The following is a 21,279-nucleotide window of genomic DNA, read 5'->3' as shown; positions in this document are numbered from 1 at the left end:
GCCACCCTCTCCCGGGAGAGGGACGACGGCGCGCGGAGCCGGCGCCTCAGCGTGTCGGCGCCGGGGTCTCCGGCGCGCACCGACGCGAGCGGGCCCGCTCGGCGACGCCCGCGTCGGTGCAGTAGCCGGTCCGCCGGCGCTTGAGGCACACCAGCCCGAGCAGCCGGCCCTCGTCGTCCACCACGGCGAGCCGGCGCCGGCCGGTGCGCACGAGCAGCTCGTGCACGTCGGCGAGCGGGGCAGCCGGCGCGACGGTCCGGCCGGTCAGCCGCGACAGCGGGAGCGCCGGCGCCGGGCCGGGCGCGGTGTCCGGCAGGTCCTCGCGCAGCAGCGTGCCGCGGAGCACGCCGTCGTCGGTGAGCAGGACCACCACGACGTGGTCGTCGGCGAGGACCGCCCGGACGGCGGCGACCGAGGCGCCGGCGGGCAGCGTCTTCGGCCGGCCGATCATCACGTCGGCGACGGTCGGCCCGGCCACCTCCACCCCGCCCGCGCGGGGCGGCGGGGCGGCGTCCACCAGGTCCACGTCCAGCGCCCGCACCTCCTCCTGCCCGGGATGATCGGCCGACCCCGGCATGGTGCCCCACCGCGCCGCGTCCAAGCGTCGCCGTGCGGGGGAGCTCGACGCGTGCCAGGAGGAGCTGCCCTCGACCGGCCGCTCCAGCCACCGTGGTCCCTCGTCGGGCTGGTCCTCTCCGCCGGGTCCCTCAGCGTGCGCTCTGCCCCGCGGGGTCGGGGCCGGCGGGTGCCTGCGGGTCGCCGCCGCCGGCCGGTGCCCCGGTGCCGGAGGCGGCCCGCGTGCCGGAGAGGTGGCGGGCGGCGTTGACCAGGCCGACGTGGCTGAAGGCCTGGGGCGTGTTGCCGAGCTGCCGGCCGGCGACGGCGTCGTACTCCTCGCTGAGCAGGCCGAGGTCGTCGCGCAGGTCGAGCAGCCGGGTGAAGAGGGCCTCGGCCTCGTCCCGGCGGCCGATCCCGGTCAGGGCGTCGGCGAGCCAGAAGCTGCAGGCGAGGAACGCGCCCTCGCCGCCCGGGAGGCCGTCGACACCGCCGTCGGCGTCGGACCGGTAGCGCATCAGGAAGCCGTCGTGGTCCAGCTCGCGCTGGACGGCGGTCACGGTGCCCACGACCCGCGGGTCGTGCCACGGGAGGAAGCCGACCCGGGGGATGAGCAGTAGCGCTGCGTCCAGGCCGCGGGAACTGTAGAACTGGGTGAAGGTCTCGCGGTCGGCGTCGTAGCCGCGGCGGCACACGTCCTCGTGGATCTCCGCGCGCAGTCGGCGCCACCGGTCGACCGGGCCGTCCAGCCCGAAGTCCTCCACCGCGTGGACGGCGCGGTCGACCCCCGCCCAGGCCATGACCTTGGAGTGCACGAAGTGCCGGCGCGGGCCGCGGACCTCCCACAGGCTGTTGTCCGGCTGGTCCCAGGCCCCCTCGAGGAAGTCCAGCAGGGCCCGCTGCAGGTCCCAGCCGTCCTCGGTGCCGGCCAGGCCGGCGGTCCGGGCCAGGTGCAGCCCGTCGAGCACCTCGCCCCAGACGTCGAGCTGGAACTGGTCGGCGGCGGCGTTGCCGACCCGCACGGGTGCCGCGCCCTCGTACCCGGGCAGCCAGGGGATCTCGGACTCCGGGATCCGCCGGGAGCCGTCGAGGGCGTACATGATCCGCAGCTCGGCCGGGTCGCCGGCGGCGGCGCGCAGCAGCCAGTCGCGCCAGGCGTGCGCCTCCGCGAGGTACCCGGTCCCGAGCAGCGCCTGGAGGGTGAAGGTGGCGTCGCGCAGCCAGCAGTACCGGTAGTCCCAGTTCCGCGAGCCCCCGAGCTGCTCGGGCAGCGAGGTCGTGGCGGCGGCGAGGATGCCACCGGTGGGGGCGTAGGTCAGCGCCTCGAGGGTGAGCAGCGAGCGGCGGACGGCGTCGGCCCAGCCGCCGGTGTAGTGGCAGTCGCCGATCCAGTGCGCCCAGGACGCGAGGGTGTCCGCGAGCGCCCGGCGCGGGTCCGCCGGCCGCGGCCGGGGCAGGTGCGAGGCCGCGTGGGTGAGCACGAAGGCCACCGACGCGCCGGCGGCGACCTCGAACTCCGCGCGCACCACGCCGTCGGGCGGTCGAGCGGGACGTCGCTGCGCAGCCACACCGCGTCGGGTCCGGCCACGCCCGCCAGGTCGCCGTCGACCGTGCGGGTCCAGGGCGGCACGTGGCCGTAGTCGAAGCGCAGCACCAGCTCGGTGTGCAGGGGCACCCGGCCCGAGACGCCCTCGACGACCCGCACCACGTCAGGCGCCTCGCCGCGCGGAGGCATCAGGTCCACGACGCGCACGGCGCCCTCGGGGGTCTCCCACTCCGTCTCCAGCACCAGCGACTCGCCGCGGTAGCGGCGGCGGGTGCAGGCGCCGGCACCCCGCGGCGCGAGCAGCCAGCGCCCGGCCCGCTCGTCGCCGAGCAGGGCGGCGAAGCAGGCCGGCGAGTCGAACCGGGGCAGGCACAGCCAGTCGATCGAGCCGGTGCGGTCGACCAGCGCCGCGGTCTGCAGGTCGCCGATCAGCCCGTAGTCCTCGATCCGGCCGGCCATGCCGCTCCTCCCCGTCCCGTCCTCCTGGCGCTCCCCGCGGAGATCGCCGTCGGATCTGCAGTGGGACCCCGATCGTGACCGCGCCGGGGTCCGGCCGCAGGGCGTCGGTCGAGGAGGGCGACGCCGCCGCGGTCGTCACGGGATTGCAGGTCCCGGTGGAGGGCCCCGGCACGGTCGTGAGTACCGGCGTACGCCTGGTCAGGCGCCCGGGCGCCCGATCTCGGCGAAGGTGTCGGCCACCCAGTCGGCGATGAAGGTGCTCACGTGCGGCAGGTGGTCCAGGCCGATGTGCTCGGTGGCGCCCTCCTCGGGCGTGAACACCCGCAGCTCCCGCTTGGGGGAGTTGACCGCCTGGTCGTACGAGCGGTGCGCCATCGCCAGCGGGATCTGCCGGTCGTCGGCACCGTGCGCGACCAGGAAGGGCACGGTGATCCGCTCGACGACGCCCTCGAGGGTCACCGCGTCGGCGAACTCGACGAACTCGTCGAGGTCGGTGTGGCCCCACACCCACAGCACGTGCTCCCAGTAGTGCGGCACCGGGCGCTCGCCCTCGCGCTGCCGCCGCCGGCGCTGCACCGCACCCCAGTCGTGGTTGGCGCCCCACGCCACGCACAGCGCGAACCGCTTCTCGAAGGCGGCCGCGCGCGGGGCGTAGTACCCGCCCAGCGACCAGCCGACGATGCCGATGCGGGAGGCGTCGACGTCGGCGCGGGTCTCCAGCCAGTCGACGGCGGCGCCGGCCCAGGCCTCGGTGTCGATGCGGGCGGTGAGCCCCTGCAGCCGTAGCGCCTCACCGGTGCCGGGCTGGTCGAGCATCAGGCAGGAGATGCCGCGGGCGGCCAGCTCCTCCCAGTGGTTCGAGGCGTACATGTGCTCCTTGGTGGAGTCCAGCCCGTTGACCAGCACGACGACCGGCACCGGGCCGTGGTCGGCGGCCGGCGCCTGGCTGAAGTAGCCGGGCAGCGTCGTCCCCTCGTAGGGGACCTCCACCCGCGACACCCGCGGGCTGTGCGTCTCGAACGCCTTCTGCGCGATCTCCAGCATCCGCCGGTAGGTGGGCACGCGGTTGGGGTCGGAGTGCGCGAGCATCCGCTCGGCCTGGGCCAGGTAGTTGCTGGCGCGGAACCACAGCTGCCCGGCGGTGCGGGTGTGCCCGGCCTTCTCCGCCTCCTCGGCCTGCCCGACGAGCTGGTCGGTCAGCGCGGTCCAGGCGCGCAGGAAGTCCGGCGTCCCGGCGTCCTCACCGGCGTTCGCGGCGTCCTTGATCGGCCGGCAGGCGCGGTCGACCTCGTCGATCAGCCCGCCGGAGTTCAGCGTGGCGACCACGCTGAGGTTCCAGGTGTAGGGGCCGGTGGGGAAGTACTCGAACACGGGTCGTTCCTCTCAGGTGGTCCGCGTGCGGGTGCGCGGCCGTGGCCGGGCGGGCCGGACCGGCGGCAGCTCGACGCCCGCGACGACGCGGTTGCGGATGGTGCCGATGCCCTCGACGGTCATCTCCACGACGTCGCCGGGCTGCAGCGGGGGAGGAGCCTGCCCGCCGCGGCGGCCCCACAGCTCGGCGAGGCAGCCGCCGTTGCCGCAGGTGCCCGAGCCGAGCACGTCGCCGGGCAGGACCCGGGTGCCCCGGGAGGCGTAGCTGATGAGCTCCTCGAACGGCCACCCCATGTTCGACAGCAGGTCCTGGCCGATCTCGACGTCGTTGACCGACACCCGCATGTCCATCTGCAGGAACCCCTCGTCGTCCCGGTACGGCTCGAGCTCGTCGGCGGTGACCAGCCAGGGGCCCAGCGTGGTGGCCGAGTCCTTCCCCTTGGCCGGGCCGAGGTTGACCCGCATCTCGCGGGCCTGCAGGTCGCGGGCCGACCAGTCGTTGAGCACCGTGTAGCCGAACACGTGCTCGCGCGCCTGCTCGGGCGTCAGGGACGCGCCGTCCCGGCCGACGACGACGGCGACCTCGAGCTCGAAGTCGAACCGCTGCGACCCCGGCGGGACCGGGACGTCGTCGTGCGCCCCGACGAGCGCGTACGGGTTGGTGAAGTAGAAGGTCGGCGCCTCGTACCACTCCGGCACGACCCCGGCCTGGCCGTCGATCGCCTTGCGCACCCCCTCGACGTGCTCCTCGAAGGCGACGAAGTCGCGCACCGTCGGCGCCTGCAGCGGCGGCAGCAGCCGGACCGACTCCAGCGGCACCGCCGGGCCGCGCAGTGCCTCGGCACCCGTCTCCAGCGCGGCGAGCAGCCCCGCGCGGACGAGGTCGAGCACCGTCGTCCGCGCGGGGAGCTCGTGCAGCCCGGCCGTGCCGTCGGGGCGGGTGCTGACGACGCCGGCGCGGACCCGACCGCCCGCCTCCCAGGTGGCGAACCGCATCAGACCGGCGGGGCCACGAACAGGCCCTTGTCCGGGTCGTTGAACGACCGCTTGGCCACGAACTCGTTCATCGCGTTCGCCGTGCCCCACTGGTCGGAGACCTCGGGCCGGGTGAAGTCGTAGACGTGCGGGTGCCAGGTGTCCTCGTCGAGCGTCTCGAGCTCGGTCGTGTACTCGACGGTGTTGCCGTGCGGGTCGAGGAAGTAGCTGAAGGTGTTGTTCCCGGCCATGTGGCGGCCCGGGCCCCAGATCTTCTCGACGCCGGCGCGCAGCAGCCGGCCGGTGCCACGCATGTACTCGTCGATGCCGCGCAGCTCGAAACTGGCGTGGTGCAGCGACGCGTGCGGGCCGCGGGCGATCGCCATGCTGTGGTGCCAGGCGTTGGTCCGCATGAACCACATCATGTTGCCCATCCGCGGGTGCATCAGCGTGTCGGAGAGGGCGAAGGACAGGTGCTTCTCGTAGAAGGCGACCGTGCCCTCCGGGTCGGCGGAGTTCACCACCACGTGCGAGAGGCGCACCGGGATCGACTCGCCCTCCTCGATCGGCCGGTGCTGGCGCACCGCGACGTCGGAACTGACCTCGATCGTGCGGCCCTCGTTGTCGAAGAAGCGGAAGCCGTAGCCGCCGCCGGGGGTCTGCAGGTCGCGCGGTTCGTGCACCAGCTGCACGCCGTCGGCCGCCAGCCGCCCGGCCAGGGTGTCGACGTCGGCGGCGTCCTCCGCGCCGAAGGAGATCAGGTCGATCCGCTTGTCGGTGGCCTCGCGCAGCCGGACGACGTACTGCTCCGGCGAGCCCTCGGCGGCGAGGAACGTCAGCCCCGAGTCGGTGTGCTCGGCCGTGAGGCCCCAGGTGGAGGTGAAGAAGTCCTGCTGGGTGCGCAGGTCGGGCACGGCGAGGTCGACGTGCCGCAGGTGGGTGATCAGTCGCTGGGTCATCTCGTTCCCTTCGCGGGCTCGTGGGCTAGGCGGGCTGGCTGGTCAGCTGGGCGATGGCGCGCATGAGGCCCGGGATGTCGCCCTGGACGTGGTCGATCTGCCACTGCGCGAGCTGGTTGGAGGCGTCGACGACGGTCCTCGCGCGGTCGACCCGGCGGGCGTGGAAGGCGTCCCACAGGTCCTGGTCGAGCGCGTCGCGGTCGAGGAGCAGCTCGGTGAGGACGACGGCGTCCTCGAGCGCCTGCGCGCCGCCCTGCGCGATGGTGGGCGGGCAGGTGTGCGCCGCGTCGCCGATGAGCACGACCCGGCCGCGGTTCCACGGTTCGTCGAGGACGTGGGTCTCGAACCAGGTGTAGTTGACGCGGGACGGGTCGGTCAGCGACTCGCGGATCTCGTCCCACGGGCCGTGGTAGGCCTGCGACAGCTGCTTCATCGTGGCCAGCTGCTCCTGGGGCGAGAGCGCGCTGCGGTCCTGCGCGTCCTCGACGATGTACGCGTAGAGCGAGTCCGCGCCGGTCGGGCAGTAGCCGGCGATGTAGGACGGCCCGCCGTAGTAGAGGTCGGTGCGGGTGACGCTCGCCGGCCGTGGCCCGAAGGCGCGCCAGATGCCCATGCCGACCGACCTCGTCTCCAGGTCGATGCCGAGCGCGCGGCGGGTCCACGACCGGATGCCGTCGGCGCCGACGACGAGGTCGTACCGCCCGGCCGAGCCGTCGGAGAAGCAAACGTCGACGCCGGCGTCGTCCTGGGCCAGCTCGGTGAGGGTGGTGCCGAAGCGGACCTTGACGCCGACCTCGGTGGCGCTGTCGATCAGGATGCGGGCCAGCTCCGGCCGGGGCATGCCCATGGCGGCCGGCAGGTCGGGCCCGCCGGTCCTCGCGTCGGGGATCTCGGCGACGACGCTGCCGGCCGGGTCGGGCGCACGGATGCCGGTGACGTCGAAGGCGTAGCCGGCCGCCTGCACCTCCTCCCAGACGCCGAGCGAGCGCAGCTCCCGCAGCGCGTTGCCCTGCAGGGTGATGCCGGAGCCGATCGCCGCGACGTCGGGCTTGACCTCGACCAGGTCCACCGCCACGCCACGGGCGGCCAGGTGGATGGCGGTCGCCGTCCCGGCGAGGCCGCTGCCGACGACCAGGACGCTGTTCACGGCGGGCACGGCGGCCTCCTACTTGACGGCGATCGGGTTGACCGGGGCGCCGACGGCGCCGGTCACGGGCAGGGGGGCGGCGGTGAGGAAGAAGTCCCAGACGCCGTCGGTGGCGCAGTCGGCGGCGAGGGCGTCGAGGTCCCACATCTCGCCGATGAACAGGCCGATGCTGGGGATGGCCACCTGGTGCAGCGGCTGGAAGGCGACGTCGAACTCGTTGGGCCGCACCTCGAAGCCCCAGGTGTCGGTGGCGACGCCGGCGATCTCGGTGCCGTGCAGCCAGTCGGCGGTGGTGAACGACAGGCCGGGGGAGGCACCTCCGGCGTAGTCGCCCCAGCCGCGCCCCTCGGCGATGTCACGGCGCGCGCGGGTCAGCCGGCCGGTGCGGACCAGCAGCAGGTCACCGCGGCCGACCCGGGCGCTCCCGCCCTGCGCGGCGATGGTCGCCCGCAGGTGCGCCGGGGTGATCGCGAAGCCGTCGGGCAGTTCGCCGTCCGTGCCGATCGCCCGGCCGACGTCGAGCAGCACGCCGCGGCCGGCGAAGAGGGCGGCGGTGGTCTCGATCCCGGTGGCCCGGTCGCCGTCGCTGGTGACGACGTCACCGGCGCGGCGGCCGTTCCAGGCCATGCCGTGGTCGAAGATGTGGCCGAGGCCGTCCCACTGGGTGGAGGCCTGCAGCGGCATCGCGATGACGTCGTCGGCGCCGCCGAGGCCGTGCGGGAAGCCCTGGACGCCGCGCTCGGCGTCGGTGCCGGTGTCGAGCATCGTGTGCACCGGGTTGGTGCGACGTCGCCAGCCCCTCTGCGGGCCGTCCATGTCGAACGACTGGGCGAGGGAGAAGCTCGCGCCGCGGCGCACGAGGCGGGCGCCCTCGAGCCGCTTGGCCTCGTCGAGGAAGTTCAGCGTGCCCAGGACGTCGTCGGCGCCCCAGCGGCCCCAGTTGGAGCAGCGCTTCGCGGCGGCGGCGATGGCGCCCTCCGGGTCGGTGCGGTCGAGCTCCGCAGGTGTGGTGGCGTCGGTCACGGCTCCCACGGTCGGGTGAGCCGAGTCATCAGGGAAGACCAGATCGGTGATGCCCTCCATCGACGTGGTTTATGGTCCGGCGCTGTGAACCTGGCCAACCTGGACCTCAACCTGCTGGTGTCCCTGGACGCGCTGCTCGAGCAGCGCAGCGTCACGCGCGCCGCCCAGCAGCTGGGACTGAGCCAGCCGGCGTTGTCGGCGTCGCTGGCCCGGCTGCGCCGGCACTTCGGTGACGAGCTGCTGTCCCGGGTCGGCAACGCCTACCGGCTCACCCCGCTGGCCGGGCAGCTCAAGCCGAGGGTCCGGCTGGCCCTCGACGGCGTGGAGCGGGTGTTCAGCGCTCAGCCGGACTTCGACCCGGCCGAGTCCACCCGCGAGTTCTCCGTACTGGTGAGCGACTACGGGTGCGCCGTCCTGGGGGACACGCTGGCCCTGCTGCTGTCGGAGGAGGCGCCGTCGGCCCGGCTGCGGCTGGCGCACAACACCCCCGGTGCGGTCGACCAGGCGCAGCAGACCCTGCTGAGCACCGACCTGCTGGTGCTGCCGCACGGCTTCGTCACCGATCTCCCGCACGCCGACCTGCACCGGGACCGGTGGGTGCTGGTGGTCTCCGCGGACAACGCCGAGGTGGGGGAGGCGCTCACGGTCGAACAGCTGCGGACGATGCCGTGGGTGGCGACCTACCACGGGCCCACGGCGTCCACCCCGGCCGCGCGGCAGATGCGGATGCTCGGGATCGAGCCGCGGGTCCAGGTGGTGACCGAGAGCTTCCTGACCGTGCCGGGGCTGGTGGCCGGCAGCGACCGGATCGCGCTGCTGCAGGAGCGGCTGGTGCAGCTGCTGCCCCTGAGCGCCGGCGTACGGGCGCTGCCCCCGCCCTTCGACGCCGGTCCGCTGGTCGAGGCCATGTGGTGGCACCCGGTCTACGACCGCGACCCCGAGCACGAGTTCTTCCGGGACCTCGTGCGGCGCGCCGCCCACCAGGCCACCGACCCGGTGCTGTGACGCCCTCCGGTCATCGACGCGGCTGATGATCGGCATCAGGAATCGATGCTTCCCTGATGAGCCGGGTCCTGAGCACACTGCCTCGCCAGTGACGCCGGTCACCGGAACCGGCGCTCGTCCCTCCCGGAGCAGCCCGTGTCCGAGCACGTCCTCGACCCCGCCGGGGTCGCCCGCGAGCCCCTCGCCGGGGAGGTGGCCCTCGACCCCGCGACGGGCCGTCCGGCCGGCCGGGCGCAGGCCCTCGTCCTCCTGCTGTCCAGCTGTCTGGCGGTGCTGGGGGCGGTGCTGCTCGCACCGGTGCTCCCGCGCATCCAGGACGCCTTCGCGGGCACCCCCGGCGTCGAGACCCTGACCCCGGTCGTGCTGACCGCACCCGCCCTGGTGATCGGGCTGACCGCGATGGTGGCCGGGCGCATCGTCGACCGGGTCGGGCGCAAGCGCCTGCTCGTCGGGGCGCTCGTCGTCTACGCGTTCGTGGGCACCGCGCCGCTGTGGCTGCCGTCCCTGCAGCTGGTCGTGGCCAGCCGCGTGCTCCTCGGCCTCACCGAGGCGGCGATCATGACCTGCTGCACCACGCTGCTCGCCGACTACTTCCACGGCTCGCAGCGGGAGCGCTACCTCGGTCTGCAGGTCGTCTGCACGACCGTCGCCGCCACGCTCTTCTTCGGCCTCGGTGGCGCACTCGGGGCCCAGGACTGGCGGACGCCGTTCTGGCTCTACGCCGTGGGCCTGCCGTTGGCCCTCCTCGCCGCGCGGTACGTGTGGCAGCCCGCGCCGCAGGCCCGGGCCCGCACGACGGAGCTGCCTCCGCTGCCGTGGCGGCAGCTGGCCGCGCCCGTGGGCGTGACGCTGCTCGGTGGCCTGGTCTTCTACGTCCTCATCGTCCAGCTCTCGTTCGTGCTGGACGGCATCGGTGTCGGGTCCACGGCGACGATCGGTGCCGCCAGCGCGATCGCCTCGCTCGGCACCGCGATCGGGGCGTTCTCCTTCGGCCGGCTGGCCGCGCTGGGCCCCGCGGTCACGGTGCCCCTGGCCTTCGGGCTGTCGGGTGTGGGGATCGTCGGCATGGGCCTGTCCGCCACCGTCCCGCTGGTCGTCGCCTCCGCCGTCGTCACCGGCCTCGGCAACGGCCTGCTGCTGCCCTCCCTGCTGACCTGGGCGCTCGGCTCGCTGGGCTTCGAGCAGCGCGGCCGCGGGACCGGCGTGTGGACGTCGGCCCTCTTCACCGGTCAGTTCGTCTGCCCGCTCGTCGTCCTGGCGCTCAGCGGTGCCGTCGACGGGCTGGGTCCCGCGCTGGTCGTCGTGGGCGCCGTGGCGGTCGCCGCGGCCGCCGGCGTGCGCTCCCTCCGGCCGGTGCAGACGGTCGAGCCGGCGCCGGCCGCGCACTGACCGACCGGACGGCGGCCTCGCGAGGACTCCCCGCGGGGCCGCCGTCGTGCCGGCTGCCCGTACCGCACGGCCCGCGGCTCACGGCGCGTCGAACAGCGTGACCTCGTCCGGCCGGGCGGTGAACGGGTTGGCCCACTCCGACGGCGTTCCGGTGATCGGCTGGGCGTCGGTCACCACCACGAAGGGGGTGCCCGGGTAGACGGCCAGCACCCGGGTGGTCGAGGTCAGCGTCTCGCTGCGCTCGACCAGCTCGCCGCGCCGGAGGTGCTGCGTCGTCCGCTCGCCGTGCAGTTCCGCCCCGACCTCGGCGACCCACCGGGCGCCGTCCTGCTGGAAGGCGATCGCCCGCACCCGCCGTCCCGGGGGAGCGGGCTCGCAGCCGGCGAACTCCGCGAGGGCCTCGTAGAGCCGTTCGGCCTGCTCGTCGTCGCTCGCCCGGGGCAGGAAGAAGGCAGCCATGGCCGCCATCCTCGCCGTCGGCACCGACAGGCCGGGACGGCTGTCAACCCCGGCCGGCCGCTGCTGCCCGCGCCACCCGGCGCGCGACCTCGGCAGCGGACACGGCGCGGACCCCGAGCGCCCGGGCGTCGGCGAGCCGCTCGGGGGTGACCTGCGAGGTCGCGTCCGGGACGACGACCACGCGGTAGTCCCGCTCGCTGGCGTCGAAGACCGTGGCGCGGGGGCAGTTGGGGAAGTTGCAGCCGGCCACGACCACGGTGTCGACGCCGAGCTCCCGCAGGTGCTCGTCGAGCGGGGTGCGGTGGAACGCGCTCCACCGCGGCTTCCAGAGCACGACCTCGTCCGGGCCGACCCGCTGCCGACGGCCCGCCAGCAGCGCCTCGCTGTCGAGCTCGACGGCGGGCGCGGGCAGCAGGCCGGGAGCCACCCGGGCGCCTGCCGACCCCGGCCGCACGAGCGGCGCGCCCGCCCGGACGGCGGCCCGGCGGACGAGGTCGACGTCGTCCCCGGCGTAGAGCCGGACGACGTGCACGATGGGGCGCCCGGCCGCCCGGTAGGCCGCGACCAGCCGGGCCAGCTCGGGCAGGACGGCCGACGTGCCCGCGACCGCCGCGGCCCCGTCGTCGAGGAAGTCGGCCTGGGTGTCGACCACCAGGAGCGCGGAGGTCGCCAGGTGGGGCTCGGTGAAGGCGTCGTCCGTCGGGGGAGTGCCCATCGCGCCACCCTCCCAGGACCCCGCCACCGGGTGTGCTCCCGGACGCCCACCCCGTGCCCCGCATGGTGGGCAGCGTCCGGGTGCGGGGAGGAACGGTGCCGTGCGGGGCCGGAGCGCGGGCACCCCAGGGCATTAGGAGGCGAGCGTCCGGGACGGAGGGGTCCGGCGCCGTCGGGGCGCGATCGAGCGCCCGGTCAGTACGACCGCGGCAGCCCCAGCACCTTGGTCGCGACGAAGGCCTTGACCATGTTGTTGTGGACGGGGGCGACCTGGTACATGCGGGTCTCGCGGAACTTGCGCTCGACGTCGTACTCGTCGACGAACCCGTTGCCGCCGTGGGTGTCGAGGGCGACGTTGGCCGCGGCCCAGCTGGCCTCCGACGCCAGGTGCTTGGCCATGTTCGCCTCGGGCCCGCACGGCTCGCCGGCGTCGAAGAGCCGGGCGGCCTCGTAGCGCATCAGGTCGGCGGCGCGGACCTCCATGTAGGCGTCGGCCAGCGGGAACTGCACCCCCTGGTTGGCGCCGATCGGGCGGCCGAACACCTCGCGCTCGTTGGCGTAGGCGACGGCCCGGTCGACGAACCAGTAGCCGTCGCCGATCGCCTCGGCGGCGAGCAGGATGCGCTCGGCGTTCCAGCCGTCGATGACGTACCGGAAGCCGGCGTCGACCTCGCCGATGACGTGGTCGGTGGGCACCCGCACGCCCCGGTAGGAGACCTGGTTGGTCGCGTAGTTGAACATCGTGCTCACCGGTACGACCTCGAGGGTCTCCGGCTGCTCGGCGCGCACCCGGCGCAGGTCGACGAGGAAGAGGGTCAGCCCGCGCGTCCTGTCGGCCCCCCGCTCGCTGGTGCGGGCCAGCACGAGGGCGAGGTCGGACTCCTGGATGCGGCTGGTCCAGTTCTTGTGCCCGGTGATCACGAAGTCCTCGCCGTCGCGGGTGGCCGTGGTGGCGATGGCGGTGGTGTCCGACCCGGCCGCGGACTCGGTGATCGAGAAGGCCTGCAGCCGCAGCTCGCCTGCGGCGATCAGCGGGAGGTGGGTCTGCTTGAGCGCGTCGCTGCCGTGCCGCAGCAGGGCGCCCATCGTGTACATCTGCGCGTGGCAGGCGGCCGAGTGCCCGCCGGAGCGGTTGATCTCCTCCATGACCACCGACGCCTCGGTCACGCCCAGACCCGCGCCGCCGTACTCGGTCGGGATGAGGACCGCGAGCAGGCCGGCCGCGGTGAGGGTGTCGACGAACTCCTGCGGATAGCGGCGGTCCCGGTCGGTCTCGCGCCAGTAGGCGTCGGGGAAGTCCGCGCACAGCGCGCGGGTGCGGGCGCGCAGGATCCTCAGGGAGACCTCGTCGGTGCCGGCGGCGGGCATGGGCGTCCTCTCGGGGGTCGTGTCGGTGAGCGGCGGCGGCCTCCGGTCAGGACACGCGGCGGCTCCACGTCGGCTCGACGCGGGCCCACTCGCGCCCCCACCGCCGGGCGGCCCGGCGGGCGAGCAGCCCGCACAGCGCGGCGTGCAGCAGGCCGGCGGCCCCCACGCTGCCGGCCCAGCCCAGCCCGACCAGCACGAGCGTGCTCCGCTGCACCTGCGCCGGGGTCATCGGCGCGCCGGTCGGCCGCCCGTCGGACGTCGTCCACAGCGTCAGGGTGTCGCCGGCGCGGGTGGTCGGACGCGCGAGCACCTGCCCGTCCACCGGGGTCCCGTCGGGGGCGGTCCACCGCGCCGGGACGGGGAGCCGGGTCCGCGGGGACACGTCGGCAGGGATCACGGCGTCGGCGGTCACGACGGCGGGGACCTGCGTGCGCTCGTCGGCCTGCTGCCGGGCCACGGCCGCCAGGTCGGAGCGGACGGCGGTCCCCACGGCGAGGGCGACCGGCACCGACAGCAGCACCACGAGCAGGACGACGACCCGCGACACGAACTCCACCGTGTGGCTCGTCCGCTTGAGCGGGCCCGAGCCGAGCGTGAACCGGCGGACGCCGCGGGCGAGGGGACCGGACAGGGGCACGAGAACCGCCTCCCTCCGCGCGGGGCCCCATCGTCGCAGGGACCGACGTGTCATCGGGCACCCGTGGACGTGGTCGGCTGCGCTCGTGGTCGTATATACGCGCACGGCGTCGAGACATATACTGGCGGCGTGACGAAGCGGCTGGTGGACATCGACGACGCCGACCTCGACGCTGCTCGGGAAGCGCTGTCGACCTCGACGATCAAGGAGACGGTGGGCCGGGCGCTGCGCGAGGCGGCCGCCTCCGCCGCCCGTCGCCGTGAGGTGGAACGGCTGCTGGACGGCTCCTCGAGCCTCCTCGCGGCCGACGCGGACCGCGCCCGGGCATGGCGGTAGTCGCCCGGTACCTCCTCGACACCAGCGCGGCCGCGCGGGTGCCCCACCGCGTGGTGGCCGACCGCGTCGTCCCCCTGCTGTCCGCCGGCCTGCTGGCGACCTGCGCCGCCCTGGACCTGGAGGCCCTCTACAGCGCGCGGTCACCGGGGGAGTACCGCGGCCTCCGGGCCGACCGACGGCTGGCCTACGAGCACGTCCCCACCGAGGACGAGGACTGGCAGCGGGCGCTCGAGGTGCAGGCGGCCCTGGCCGAGGTCGGCCGCTGGAGGGGCGTGGGGATGGCCGACCTGGTCATCGGTGCCGTGGCCGAGCGGCACCGGGTGACCGTGCTGCACTACGACGGGGACTTCGACCTCGTCGCCGGGGTGACCGGCCAGCGCACCGAGTGGGTCGTGCCGGCCGGCTCGGTCCCCTGACGGAGCTCCCGTGGCCACGCTCGGTGTGCGGAGCGGTGAACGCCCGACCAGGCTGGGGCAGTGCAACCGCAGGTCCGCGACAGCAGCCAGGTCGAGCCCGAGGTGTGGGACGACCCGGTGCGCGGGGACGTCTCCTTCCGGGTGCTGTTCAGCGCCGACCGCACGCCGACCAACGGGCTCTACACGGGGCTGACCGAGCTGGCGCCCGGCGGCTGGCTGGGTCTGCACCGGCACACCCAGGCCGAGGTCTACCACCTCGTCGAGGGCAGCGGGGTCGTCGTCCTGGACGGCGTCGAGCACCCGGTGGCGGCGGGGTCGGCGGTGTTCATCCCCGGCGACGCCGAGCACGACATCCGCAACACCGGAGAGGGCACCCTCCGCTTCGTGTACGCCTTCGCGACCGACGCGATCGACGACGTGGTCTACCGGTTCTCCGCCGACGGGTGACCGACGCCCCACCGGGGGTGCGCAGGACCTGTCGGCCCCGGTGGCGACACTGCGGTGGTGAACCGCGTCGTCCTCCTGCGTCGGGGTGGGGACGTCGTGGCGGCTCGGGAGCTCGCCGACGACGGGACGACGGTCGGGGAGACGCGGCTGCCCGCCGGCGAGCTCGCGGCGTTCGTCCGGGCGCGGGAACGCACGCCGGTCCGCTGGGTGTGGGACGACACCACCCGCTGGTACCCGGCGCTGCTCGACGCCGGCGTCCGGGTCGAGCGCTGCACCGACCTGCGGCTCACCCACGCGGTGCTGCGGCGCTCGCCCTTCGTCGACCAGGCCCTGCTCGCCGCCGGCGACACCGCGGCCTGGGACGCGCTGCAACCGGTGACCCCCGCCGATCCGGCGCTGTTCCCGCTCGAGGACCCGGCCGACGGCCTGGACCCGGTCGCCGAGCACGAGCGCCAGCAGGCCGCGTTGGCCGCGTCGACGCACCCCGCCCGCCTGGCGCTGCTGCTGGCGGCCGAGTCCTCCGGGGCGCTGGTGGCGGCCGAGATGACGCACGCCGGGCTGCCGTGGCGGGCCGACGTGCACGAGCGCCTGCTCGCCGAGCTGCTGGGTCCGCGCCCGCCGCACGGCTCCCGCCCCGCGGTGCTGGAGGCGCTGGCCCGGGAGGTCCGCGCGGCGCTGGGGGCACCGGAGCTGAACCCGGACTCGGCCGGCGCCCTGCTGCGGGCGCTGCAGTCGGCGGGGCTGGCGGTGGAGGACACCCGCTCCTGGACGCTCGAGCAGCTCGACCACCCCGTCGTCCCGCCGCTGCTGGAGTACAAGCGGCTCTCCCGGTTGATGACCGCCAACGGCTGGGCCTGGCTGGAGGCCTGGGTCCGCGAGGGCCGGTTCCGGTCGTGGTTCGTGCCCGCCGGGGTGGTGACCGGGCGCTGGGCCTCCAACGGCGGGGGAGCGCTCTCGGTCCCGGTCCAGGTCCGCCCGGCCGCGGTCGCCGACGACGGCTGGCGGCTCGTCGTCGCCGACGTCGCCCAGCTCGAGCCGCGGGTGCTCGCCGGCATGAGCGGGGACGACGCGATGGCCGAGGCCGCCCGGGCCGCCGACCTGTACGAGGGCATGGTGGCCGGCGGCGCGGTCGAGACGCGGGCGCAGGCCAAGGTCGCGATCCTCGGCGCGATGTACGGCGCCACCCGGGGCGAGAGCGGCCGCATCATGCCCCGCCTGACCCGCCGCTACCCGCGGGCCATCGGGCTGGTCGAGGAGGCCGCCCGGGCCGGCGAGCGTGGGGAGATCGTGCACACCCTGCTCGGCCGAGGCTCGCCCCGCCCCACCGGCGCGTGGGCCGAGCGCGCCGTCGCGCTGGGCGAGCCGGCCGAGGTCGCCGGCTCCCGGGAGGAGTGCGACCGGCACCGCCGGGCCTGGGGGCGGTTCACCCGCAACTTCGTCGTCCAGGGCACCGGCGCCGAGTGGGCCCTGTGCTGGCTGGCCGACCTGCGCAACCGGCTGTGGCGCCTGGGCGCCACCGGCCCGCTGCAGCAGCGGCCGCACCTGGTCTTCTTCCTGCACGACGAGGTGGTCGTCCACGCGCCCAAGCACCTCGCCGACGCGGTCGCCGAGGAGGTGCGCCGCGCCGCCGCGACGGCCGGCCGGCTGCTCTTCGGTGCCTTCCCAGTCGACTTCCCGCTCGACGTGTCGGTCGTCGCGTCCTGGGCCGACGCCGGCTGAGTCGCGGGCCGGTCCGACGGCGACGCGCAGTGCGACCAGCGTCGTTCGACATCGTCGGACGAGCGCCGTTGCCACGGCTCCCGAGGGCGTCCCTAGCCTCCCGCCACGCTCCAGACCCCACCGGGGTCGCTGGTTCGAGGAGGAAACAGCATGAGAGTGCGATGCCTGACGACAGCCGTCCTCACGGCGGCCGGGTGCGTGGTCCTGGCCGCACCGGCGCTGGCGGTCGTCCCGCAGCAGGCGCCGCCGGTGACGGCGCACCAGGACCCCGGCGCGGAGCCGTGGGTGGCGGCGTGGACCACCGCGCCGCAGGGCGTCTACCCGCTCGGCTACGCAGTGGCGCAACCCGGACCGCTGGGCGAGGTGGTACCGGGCGTCGAGCAGCCCCTCCTCGAGTACGCCTTCCCCGACGAGCAGGCGCAGGACCAGACCATGCGCATGGTCGTGCACCCGGGCATCGGCGGCGACGAGTGGCGGGTGCGGCTCAGCAACCGGTTCGGCACGCAGCCGGTGACCTTCGGCGGCGCGACCGCCGCCCTGCAGCAGAGCGGCGCCACCGTCGTCCCGGGCACCGAGCAGCAGCTCACCTTCGACGGCCAGCAGTCGGTGACCCTGCAGCCGGGGGAGGAGGTGCGCAGCGACGCCGTCCCTCTGGAGCTCTCCGACGCCGAGGCGCAGCGGTCGAACGTGGCGGTGAGCCTGCACGTCCAAGGCGCTAGCGGCCCGATGACCTGGCACGCGGCGTCCTTCACCTCCTCGTACGTCACGGACCCGGGGGCCGGCGACCACACCAGGGACCTCACCGACGAGGCGTTCCCGCACTCCACGACGAGCTGGTTCTTCCTGACCGGGCTGGAGGTCCAGCGGGAGGACGCCGGGACGGTGGTCGCCCTCGGGGACTCCATCACCGACGGCTTCTTCTCCACCATCAACGGCAACGACCGCTGGCCGGACGTGCTGCAGCGCCGCCTGCTGGCCGAGGACGACGAGGAGGTCGTCTCGGTCGTCAACCAGGGCATCGCCGGCAACATGGTCACCCGGGTGGGCCGCCTCGAGGGAGGCTGCACCCCGTGCGACGGGCCCCCGGCCGTCGACCGGCTCGACGAGGACGTGCTCAGCCAGCCCGGCCTGCGTGCCGTCGTCCTGCTGGAGGGCATCAACGACATCGGTGGCGGCGGTGCGACCGCGGCCGAGGTCATCGCCGGGATGGAGGAGATCGCCGACCGGGTGCACGCCGCCGGGATCCCGATCGTCGGGGCGACGCTGACGCCCTCGGGCGGCGCCGCGGACGGCCTGGCCAACTACGGCACGGCCGAGACCGACGAGCAGCGCCGGGCCGTGAACGACTTCATCCGCACCAGCGGGGCCTTCGACGCCGTGGTCGACTTCGCGGCGGCCACCGAGGACCCGGCCGACCCCAGCCGGCTGCTGCCCGCCTACGACACCAACACGTCGGTGGGCGGCCCCGGCGACCACCTGCACCCCAACCGGGCCGGGTTCCTCGCCATGGGCGCCGCGTTCGACCTGGAGGAGCTGCGGGCCCTCGTCGCCTCCGCCGCTCCGCAGGCCATGGCGGCCGGCTGACCAACGACAGGGGGCACTGACCCGGGGCAGGACCCCACGCCACGAGAGGCGGCGTCCCCGACTAGGGGGCGCCGCCTCCGCCGTCTCCACGGCCCGGCCACGTACCGGTCGAGGCCGACGCCGGGGGTGCCGTTGACGGCGGTTGCGGTCCTCGGTCCCCCGGCCACGCGCGGCAGCGGACGCGGCCCTCTACGCGGCCAAGCGCGGCGGCCGCGACCGGAGCGCCGTCGCCGCGACGGTGCCGGCCACGCCCGCCTGACCGGGAGTCGAGCCCGGACCCGGCCGGCGGTCAGGCCGGTGCGGCCAGCGAGACCACCACCTTGCCGCAGAGCCGCCCGGAGCCCGCGTGCTCGAAGGCCGTCGCCACGTCCTGCAGCGCCACGACGCGGTCGAGCGGGACGCGCAGCCGGGACGTGTCGACGAGGTGGGCCAGGTGGGCGAGGTCGATCGGTGACCGCCTGGTCGCCACGGCGGTCACCCGGGGCCCGTGGCCCGGGCGCAGGCCCCGCACCGTGTCAGGGGACAGCGGCCGGGTCGACACCAGGACGCCGTCGTGGGTCAGCGCGGGTCGCACCGCGGCGAACCGCAGCGCGCCGGGCGCGTCGAGCACGACGTCCCACTGCCGGCTGCCGGCCAGGACGTCGTCCCGGTGCCGGTCGAGGACGACGTCGGCGCCGAGGTCGCGGAGGAAGTCCGCACGGGCGGGGTCGGCGACCGCGGTGACCGAGGCGCCGGCGAGCCGCGCGAGCTGCACGGCGTACGCGCCGATCCCCCCGGCCGCCCCGACGACCAGGACCCGCGGGTCGGTGCGCGCCTGCAGGGCGGCCCGGCCGTGCAGGGCCTGCAGCGCGGTCAGCCCGGCGAGCGGGATGCCGGCCGCCGGCACGAGGTCGATCGTGCGAGGGGCGCGGGCGACGCGGTGCTGGGGGAGGAGGACCAGCTCGGCCATGCCGCCGCCGGTGTGACCGATGAGGGCCATGACCCGGTCACCGATGTCGAAGCCCGTCACGGCCGGTCCGCGTGCGACGACCTCGCCCGCGACGTCGAAGCCGGGGGCGACACGGCTCCCGCCCAGCGCGCGGAACAGCCGCCCCCCGCGCAGCAGCCCGAGGTCGCTGCCGTTGACGCTCGACGCGGCCACCCGCACGAGCACCTGGGTGCCGGTCGGTGCCGCGGGGGCGGGCACCTCGACGACCCGCGGGACGACCGACCCGCCGGCCCGGACCAGCCGCACGGCCCGCATCGTGCGGTCGCCGGTTCCGGCCCGGGGAGCGCCTCGCGGAGCCGTCATGGACGGATCGTCGCAGGGCAGCTCGGTCCCCGCCGGTGGTGATCGGCTCCGACCCCGAGGCGCGCTGACGCAGCGTGGCCGTCCGTGGGGCGGTGGTCGCGGTCGCCGTGCGGGTCACGAGAGGGCCGGCCCCTCCGCGGGCTCGTGGAGGCCCTCGTCGCTGGAGACGCCCAGGCGGTCCCGGAAGACGGTGCGGTCGAAGCCGCGGGCCCGGTGATCGGTCTCGACCGCGCGACGTGCTGCCGGGCTGCCGGCGAGCACTGACTGCGTCCGTCCGGCCTCGGCGAGGAACTCGTCCAGCGAAGGACCCGGCACGGCGAACTCGTCGATCTTCATCACGGTCATGCGGGCGACCGTAGGAGCTCACGTGCGGTTGAGATCGAGGGAGAGCCACATCCACCCCGACCCGTCGTCAGCCGGCGGGGCTCAGGTCTCGATCAGAACGACGTCGAGGGTGGTGAGGACGGCGGGGTCGGAGATGGCCTCGACGGCGGTGATCCGGCCACCCGAGACGACGAACTCCAGCGCTCCGTGCAGTCGGCCGTCCAGCGTGAACACAGCGCCGGGGGCGCCGTCGAGCAGCGCGGCGCGTGCGGCCCGGGCCTTGCCGAGGAAGGCGCGGGCGACCGCCTCGTGACCGCTGAGCCGCTCGAGCCCGCCGAGGGCGGGGACGGCGGCGTCGGCGCTGAGCACGACGTGCGGGTCGAGCACGACCAGCAGCTCCGCGAAGTCGCCGTTGCGCGCAGCGGCGAGGAACGCCTGCACCACCTCCTGACGGCGCCCGGCGTCCGTGGGGCCGGCGGCGCCCGGAGCCGCGCTCTGCACCCGGCGCCGGGCGCGGCTGGCCAGCTGGCGCGCCGCAGCCGGACTGCGGTCGAGGACTGCCGCGACGTCGTCGAACGGGACGGCGAACAAGTCGTGCAGCACGAAGGCGAGCCGCTCGGGCGGCGTCAGCGTGTCGAGCACGACGAGGAGGGCGAGGCCGACGGAGTCGGCCAGCACCGCCTCGTGTTCTGGCTCGGGTCCGCCCCCGGGATCCGACGGGCGCAGCTCCAGCGGCTCCTCGCGGCGCGCGGCCCGGCGCCGCAGCACGTCGAGGCAGACGCGGCCGACGACCGTGGTCAGCCAGCCGCCGAGGTTGTCCACGCCGGTGGATCCGGTGCGCTGCAGGCGCAGCCATGCCTCCTGGACGGCGTCGTCCGCCTCGTCCCTGGAGCCGAGCACCCGTTGCGCGACCGCCCGCAGGTGCGCGCGGTGCGTCTCGAACTGCTCGGCCAGCAGCAGCTCCGCTCGTACCGCGTCCTCGCTCACGTGTCACATCCTCCGGTCGCGGTCCGTCAGTGGTGTGACGTCGCCGACCGCGGCGATGTGACAGCCAGCAGAGGAGGACCGCCGTGCAGGCTCGCAGGCAGGACCGTCAGGCGCTCACCCGGCGCGATGCCGGCCCGGTGGGTCGTGAGCGTGGCGCAGTGGGAGAGGTGGCCGCGCCGGAGGAGCTCGGCAGCGTCCGCTACCTGGTCGATGACGTCGACGCCGCCGTCGCCTTCTACGCGGGCCGGCTCGGCTTCGTCCTGGGAGCCGACGCCAGGCCCGCTCTCGCCGAGCTGGTGCGTGGCTCGCTCCGGTTGATCCTCAGCGGCCCGGCCAGCACGGCAGGGCGGCCCGTGCCCGACGGCCGCAGGCCGGCGGCAGGCGGCTGGAACCGCATCCACCTCGTCGTCGACGACCTCGACGCCGAGGTGAGCCGGCTGCGCGCCGCCGGCGTCGTCTTTCGCAACGACGTCGTCAGCGGCCCCGGAGGTCGGCAGGTCCTGGTCGAGGACCCCTCCGGCAACCCCGTGGAGATCTTCGAGCCCGCCGGCGCCTGACCGGCCGTCCA

Annotated in this window: 23 protein-coding genes; 8 read left to right on the top strand and 15 right to left on the bottom strand. The window is 75.2% G+C overall.

What is annotated here, in order from left to right:
* Positions 1–46: 46 nt before the first annotated feature.
* From ACWIX7_RS26765 to ACWIX7_RS26730, 8 genes are all read right to left on the bottom strand, one after another.
* A complete protein-coding gene (locus ACWIX7_RS26765; RefSeq protein ID WP_448619429.1) occupies positions 47–577 on the bottom strand; it encodes a CBS domain-containing protein in 531 nt (176 codons plus the stop codon).
* A 130-nt stretch (positions 578–707) separates the two neighbouring features.
* Positions 708–1,850 (bottom strand): glycoside hydrolase family 15 protein, encoded by a 1,143-nt coding sequence (locus ACWIX7_RS26760; protein ID WP_448622195.1) that lies wholly within the window; start codon positions 1,848–1,850, stop codon positions 708–710.
* Between the two features lie 20 nt (positions 1,851–1,870).
* On the bottom strand, positions 1,871–2,560 hold the full coding sequence (locus ACWIX7_RS26755) for a trehalase-like domain-containing protein (protein ID WP_448619428.1): 690 nt from the start codon (positions 2,558–2,560) through the stop codon (positions 1,871–1,873).
* A gap of 198 nt (positions 2,561–2,758) precedes the next feature.
* Positions 2,759–3,931: an alpha/beta hydrolase family protein gene (locus tag ACWIX7_RS26750; RefSeq protein ID WP_448619427.1), complete on the bottom strand. Its 1,173-nt coding sequence runs from the start codon at positions 3,929–3,931 to the stop codon at positions 2,759–2,761.
* A 12-nt stretch (positions 3,932–3,943) separates the two neighbouring features.
* Positions 3,944–4,927 carry a fumarylacetoacetate hydrolase family protein gene (locus ACWIX7_RS26745; protein WP_448619426.1) on the bottom strand — a complete coding sequence of 328 codons (984 nt, stop codon included), beginning with the start codon at positions 4,925–4,927 and terminating at the stop codon, positions 3,944–3,946.
* Positions 4,927–5,865, bottom strand: a complete 939-nt coding sequence (locus tag ACWIX7_RS26740; RefSeq protein ID WP_448619425.1) for a VOC family protein — start codon at positions 5,863–5,865, stop codon at positions 4,927–4,929. Before ACWIX7_RS26740 ends, ACWIX7_RS26745 begins: the two co-directional genes overlap by 1 nt.
* A 25-nt stretch (positions 5,866–5,890) precedes the next feature.
* Positions 5,891–7,021 (bottom strand): FAD-dependent oxidoreductase, encoded by a 1,131-nt coding sequence (locus tag ACWIX7_RS26735; RefSeq protein WP_448619424.1) that lies wholly within the window; start codon positions 7,019–7,021, stop codon positions 5,891–5,893.
* Positions 7,022–7,030: 9 nt separating this feature from the next.
* A complete protein-coding gene (locus tag ACWIX7_RS26730; RefSeq protein ID WP_448619423.1) occupies positions 7,031–8,035 on the bottom strand; it encodes a cyclase family protein in 1,005 nt (334 codons plus the stop codon).
* A gap of 84 nt (positions 8,036–8,119) precedes the next feature.
* Here ACWIX7_RS26730 and ACWIX7_RS26725 point away from each other — a divergent pair, with 84 nt between their 5' ends.
* Together ACWIX7_RS26725 and ACWIX7_RS26720 are read left to right on the top strand one after the other, a co-directional pair.
* On the top strand, positions 8,120–9,040 hold the full coding sequence (locus ACWIX7_RS26725) for a LysR family transcriptional regulator (RefSeq protein ID WP_448619422.1): 921 nt from the start codon (positions 8,120–8,122) through the stop codon (positions 9,038–9,040).
* A gap of 135 nt (positions 9,041–9,175) precedes the next feature.
* Entirely contained in the window at positions 9,176–10,429 is a 1,254-nt protein-coding gene (locus ACWIX7_RS26720; protein WP_448619421.1) for an MFS transporter, read from the top strand.
* A 78-nt stretch (positions 10,430–10,507) separates the two neighbouring features.
* Here ACWIX7_RS26720 and ACWIX7_RS26715 read toward each other — a convergent pair whose 3' ends face one another.
* The 4 genes from ACWIX7_RS26715 to ACWIX7_RS26700 all read right to left on the bottom strand — a co-directional run bounded on the left by ACWIX7_RS26715 (position 10,508) and on the right by ACWIX7_RS26700 (position 13,607).
* On the bottom strand, positions 10,508–10,888 hold the full coding sequence (locus tag ACWIX7_RS26715; protein ID WP_448619420.1) for a hypothetical protein: 381 nt from the start codon (positions 10,886–10,888) through the stop codon (positions 10,508–10,510).
* A gap of 43 nt (positions 10,889–10,931) precedes the next feature.
* The gene (locus ACWIX7_RS26710; RefSeq protein WP_448619419.1) at positions 10,932–11,603 is read right to left on the bottom strand and encodes a cysteine hydrolase family protein; all 672 of its coding nucleotides are present in this window, start codon (positions 11,601–11,603) and stop codon (positions 10,932–10,934) included.
* 194 nt (positions 11,604–11,797) lie between these two features.
* Positions 11,798–12,970, bottom strand: coding sequence for an acyl-CoA dehydrogenase family protein (locus ACWIX7_RS26705; protein ID WP_448619418.1), 1,173 nt, complete (start codon positions 12,968–12,970; stop codon positions 11,798–11,800).
* Positions 12,971–13,016: 46 nt separating this feature from the next.
* On the bottom strand, positions 13,017–13,607 hold the full coding sequence (locus ACWIX7_RS26700) for an Rv1733c family protein (protein ID WP_448619417.1): 591 nt from the start codon (positions 13,605–13,607) through the stop codon (positions 13,017–13,019).
* A 129-nt stretch (positions 13,608–13,736) separates the two neighbouring features.
* Between ACWIX7_RS26700 and ACWIX7_RS26695 the strand changes: the two genes are divergently transcribed.
* The 5 genes from ACWIX7_RS26695 (at position 13,737) to ACWIX7_RS26675 (ending at position 18,109) form a co-directional block, all read left to right on the top strand.
* Positions 13,737–13,943, top strand: a complete 207-nt coding sequence (locus ACWIX7_RS26695; protein ID WP_448619416.1) for a DUF2191 domain-containing protein — start codon at positions 13,737–13,739, stop codon at positions 13,941–13,943.
* Positions 13,934–14,359: a PIN domain-containing protein gene (locus ACWIX7_RS26690; RefSeq protein WP_448619415.1), complete on the top strand. Its 426-nt coding sequence runs from the start codon at positions 13,934–13,936 to the stop codon at positions 14,357–14,359. The genes ACWIX7_RS26695 and ACWIX7_RS26690 overlap by 10 nt, the downstream gene beginning before the upstream one ends.
* Before the next feature lie 60 nt (positions 14,360–14,419).
* Entirely contained in the window at positions 14,420–14,806 is a 387-nt protein-coding gene (locus tag ACWIX7_RS26685; protein WP_448619414.1) for a cupin domain-containing protein, read from the top strand.
* Positions 14,807–14,863: 57 nt separating this feature from the next.
* Positions 14,864–16,525 carry a bifunctional 3'-5' exonuclease/DNA polymerase gene (locus ACWIX7_RS26680; protein ID WP_448619413.1) on the top strand — a complete coding sequence of 554 codons (1,662 nt, stop codon included), beginning with the start codon at positions 14,864–14,866 and terminating at the stop codon, positions 16,523–16,525.
* A gap of 150 nt (positions 16,526–16,675) precedes the next feature.
* The gene (locus tag ACWIX7_RS26675; RefSeq protein ID WP_448619412.1) at positions 16,676–18,109 is read left to right on the top strand and encodes an SGNH/GDSL hydrolase family protein; all 1,434 of its coding nucleotides are present in this window, start codon (positions 16,676–16,678) and stop codon (positions 18,107–18,109) included.
* Between the two features lie 289 nt (positions 18,110–18,398).
* Here ACWIX7_RS26675 and ACWIX7_RS26670 read toward each other — a convergent pair whose 3' ends face one another.
* The 3 genes from ACWIX7_RS26670 to ACWIX7_RS26660 all read right to left on the bottom strand — a co-directional run bounded on the left by ACWIX7_RS26670 (position 18,399) and on the right by ACWIX7_RS26660 (position 20,711).
* Positions 18,399–19,400: an NADP-dependent oxidoreductase gene (locus tag ACWIX7_RS26670; RefSeq protein WP_448619411.1), complete on the bottom strand. Its 1,002-nt coding sequence runs from the start codon at positions 19,398–19,400 to the stop codon at positions 18,399–18,401.
* 114 nt (positions 19,401–19,514) lie between these two features.
* Positions 19,515–19,745, bottom strand: coding sequence for a hypothetical protein (locus ACWIX7_RS26665; protein ID WP_448619410.1), 231 nt, complete (start codon positions 19,743–19,745; stop codon positions 19,515–19,517).
* 81 nt (positions 19,746–19,826) lie between these two features.
* A complete protein-coding gene (locus ACWIX7_RS26660; RefSeq protein ID WP_448619409.1) occupies positions 19,827–20,711 on the bottom strand; it encodes a sigma-70 family RNA polymerase sigma factor in 885 nt (294 codons plus the stop codon).
* An 83-nt stretch (positions 20,712–20,794) separates the two neighbouring features.
* Here ACWIX7_RS26660 and ACWIX7_RS26655 point away from each other — a divergent pair, with 83 nt between their 5' ends.
* Positions 20,795–21,268 carry a VOC family protein gene (locus tag ACWIX7_RS26655; protein ID WP_448619408.1) on the top strand — a complete coding sequence of 158 codons (474 nt, stop codon included), beginning with the start codon at positions 20,795–20,797 and terminating at the stop codon, positions 21,266–21,268.
* Positions 21,269–21,279 lie beyond the last annotated feature (11 nt).

Source organism: Geodermatophilus sp. URMC 65, from assembly GCF_053502545.1.
Note: the sequence above shows the minus strand (reverse complement) of the source record. Positions and strands in the feature narration are given on the sequence as shown.

What these genes read in the sequence shown, in the direction of transcription:
- ACWIX7_RS26765 (WP_448619429.1), bottom strand. Translation starts at nt 577, where the DNA reads ATGCCGGGGTCGGCCGATCATCCCGGGCAGGAGGAGGTGCGGGCGCTG.
- ACWIX7_RS26755 (WP_448619428.1), bottom strand. Translation starts at nt 2,560, where the DNA reads ATGGCCGGCCGGATCGAGGACTACGGGCTGATCGGCGACCTGCAGACC.
- ACWIX7_RS26745 (WP_448619426.1), bottom strand. Translation starts at nt 4,927, where the DNA reads ATGCGGTTCGCCACCTGGGAGGCGGGCGGTCGGGTCCGCGCCGGCGTC.
- ACWIX7_RS26740 (WP_448619425.1), bottom strand. Translation starts at nt 5,865, where the DNA reads ATGACCCAGCGACTGATCACCCACCTGCGGCACGTCGACCTCGCCGTG.
- ACWIX7_RS26715 (WP_448619420.1), bottom strand. Translation starts at nt 10,888, where the DNA reads ATGGCTGCCTTCTTCCTGCCCCGGGCGAGCGACGACGAGCAGGCCGAA.
- ACWIX7_RS26710 (WP_448619419.1), bottom strand. Translation starts at nt 11,603, where the DNA reads ATGGGCACTCCCCCGACGGACGACGCCTTCACCGAGCCCCACCTGGCG.
- ACWIX7_RS26705 (WP_448619418.1), bottom strand. Translation starts at nt 12,970, where the DNA reads ATGCCCGCCGCCGGCACCGACGAGGTCTCCCTGAGGATCCTGCGCGCC.
- ACWIX7_RS26690 (WP_448619415.1), top strand. Translation starts at nt 13,934, where the DNA reads ATGGCGGTAGTCGCCCGGTACCTCCTCGACACCAGCGCGGCCGCGCGG.
- ACWIX7_RS26675 (WP_448619412.1), top strand. Translation starts at nt 16,676, where the DNA reads ATGAGAGTGCGATGCCTGACGACAGCCGTCCTCACGGCGGCCGGGTGC.
- ACWIX7_RS26670 (WP_448619411.1), bottom strand. Translation starts at nt 19,400, where the DNA reads ATGACGGCTCCGCGAGGCGCTCCCCGGGCCGGAACCGGCGACCGCACG.
- ACWIX7_RS26665 (WP_448619410.1), bottom strand. Translation starts at nt 19,745, where the DNA reads ATGACCGTGATGAAGATCGACGAGTTCGCCGTGCCGGGTCCTTCGCTG.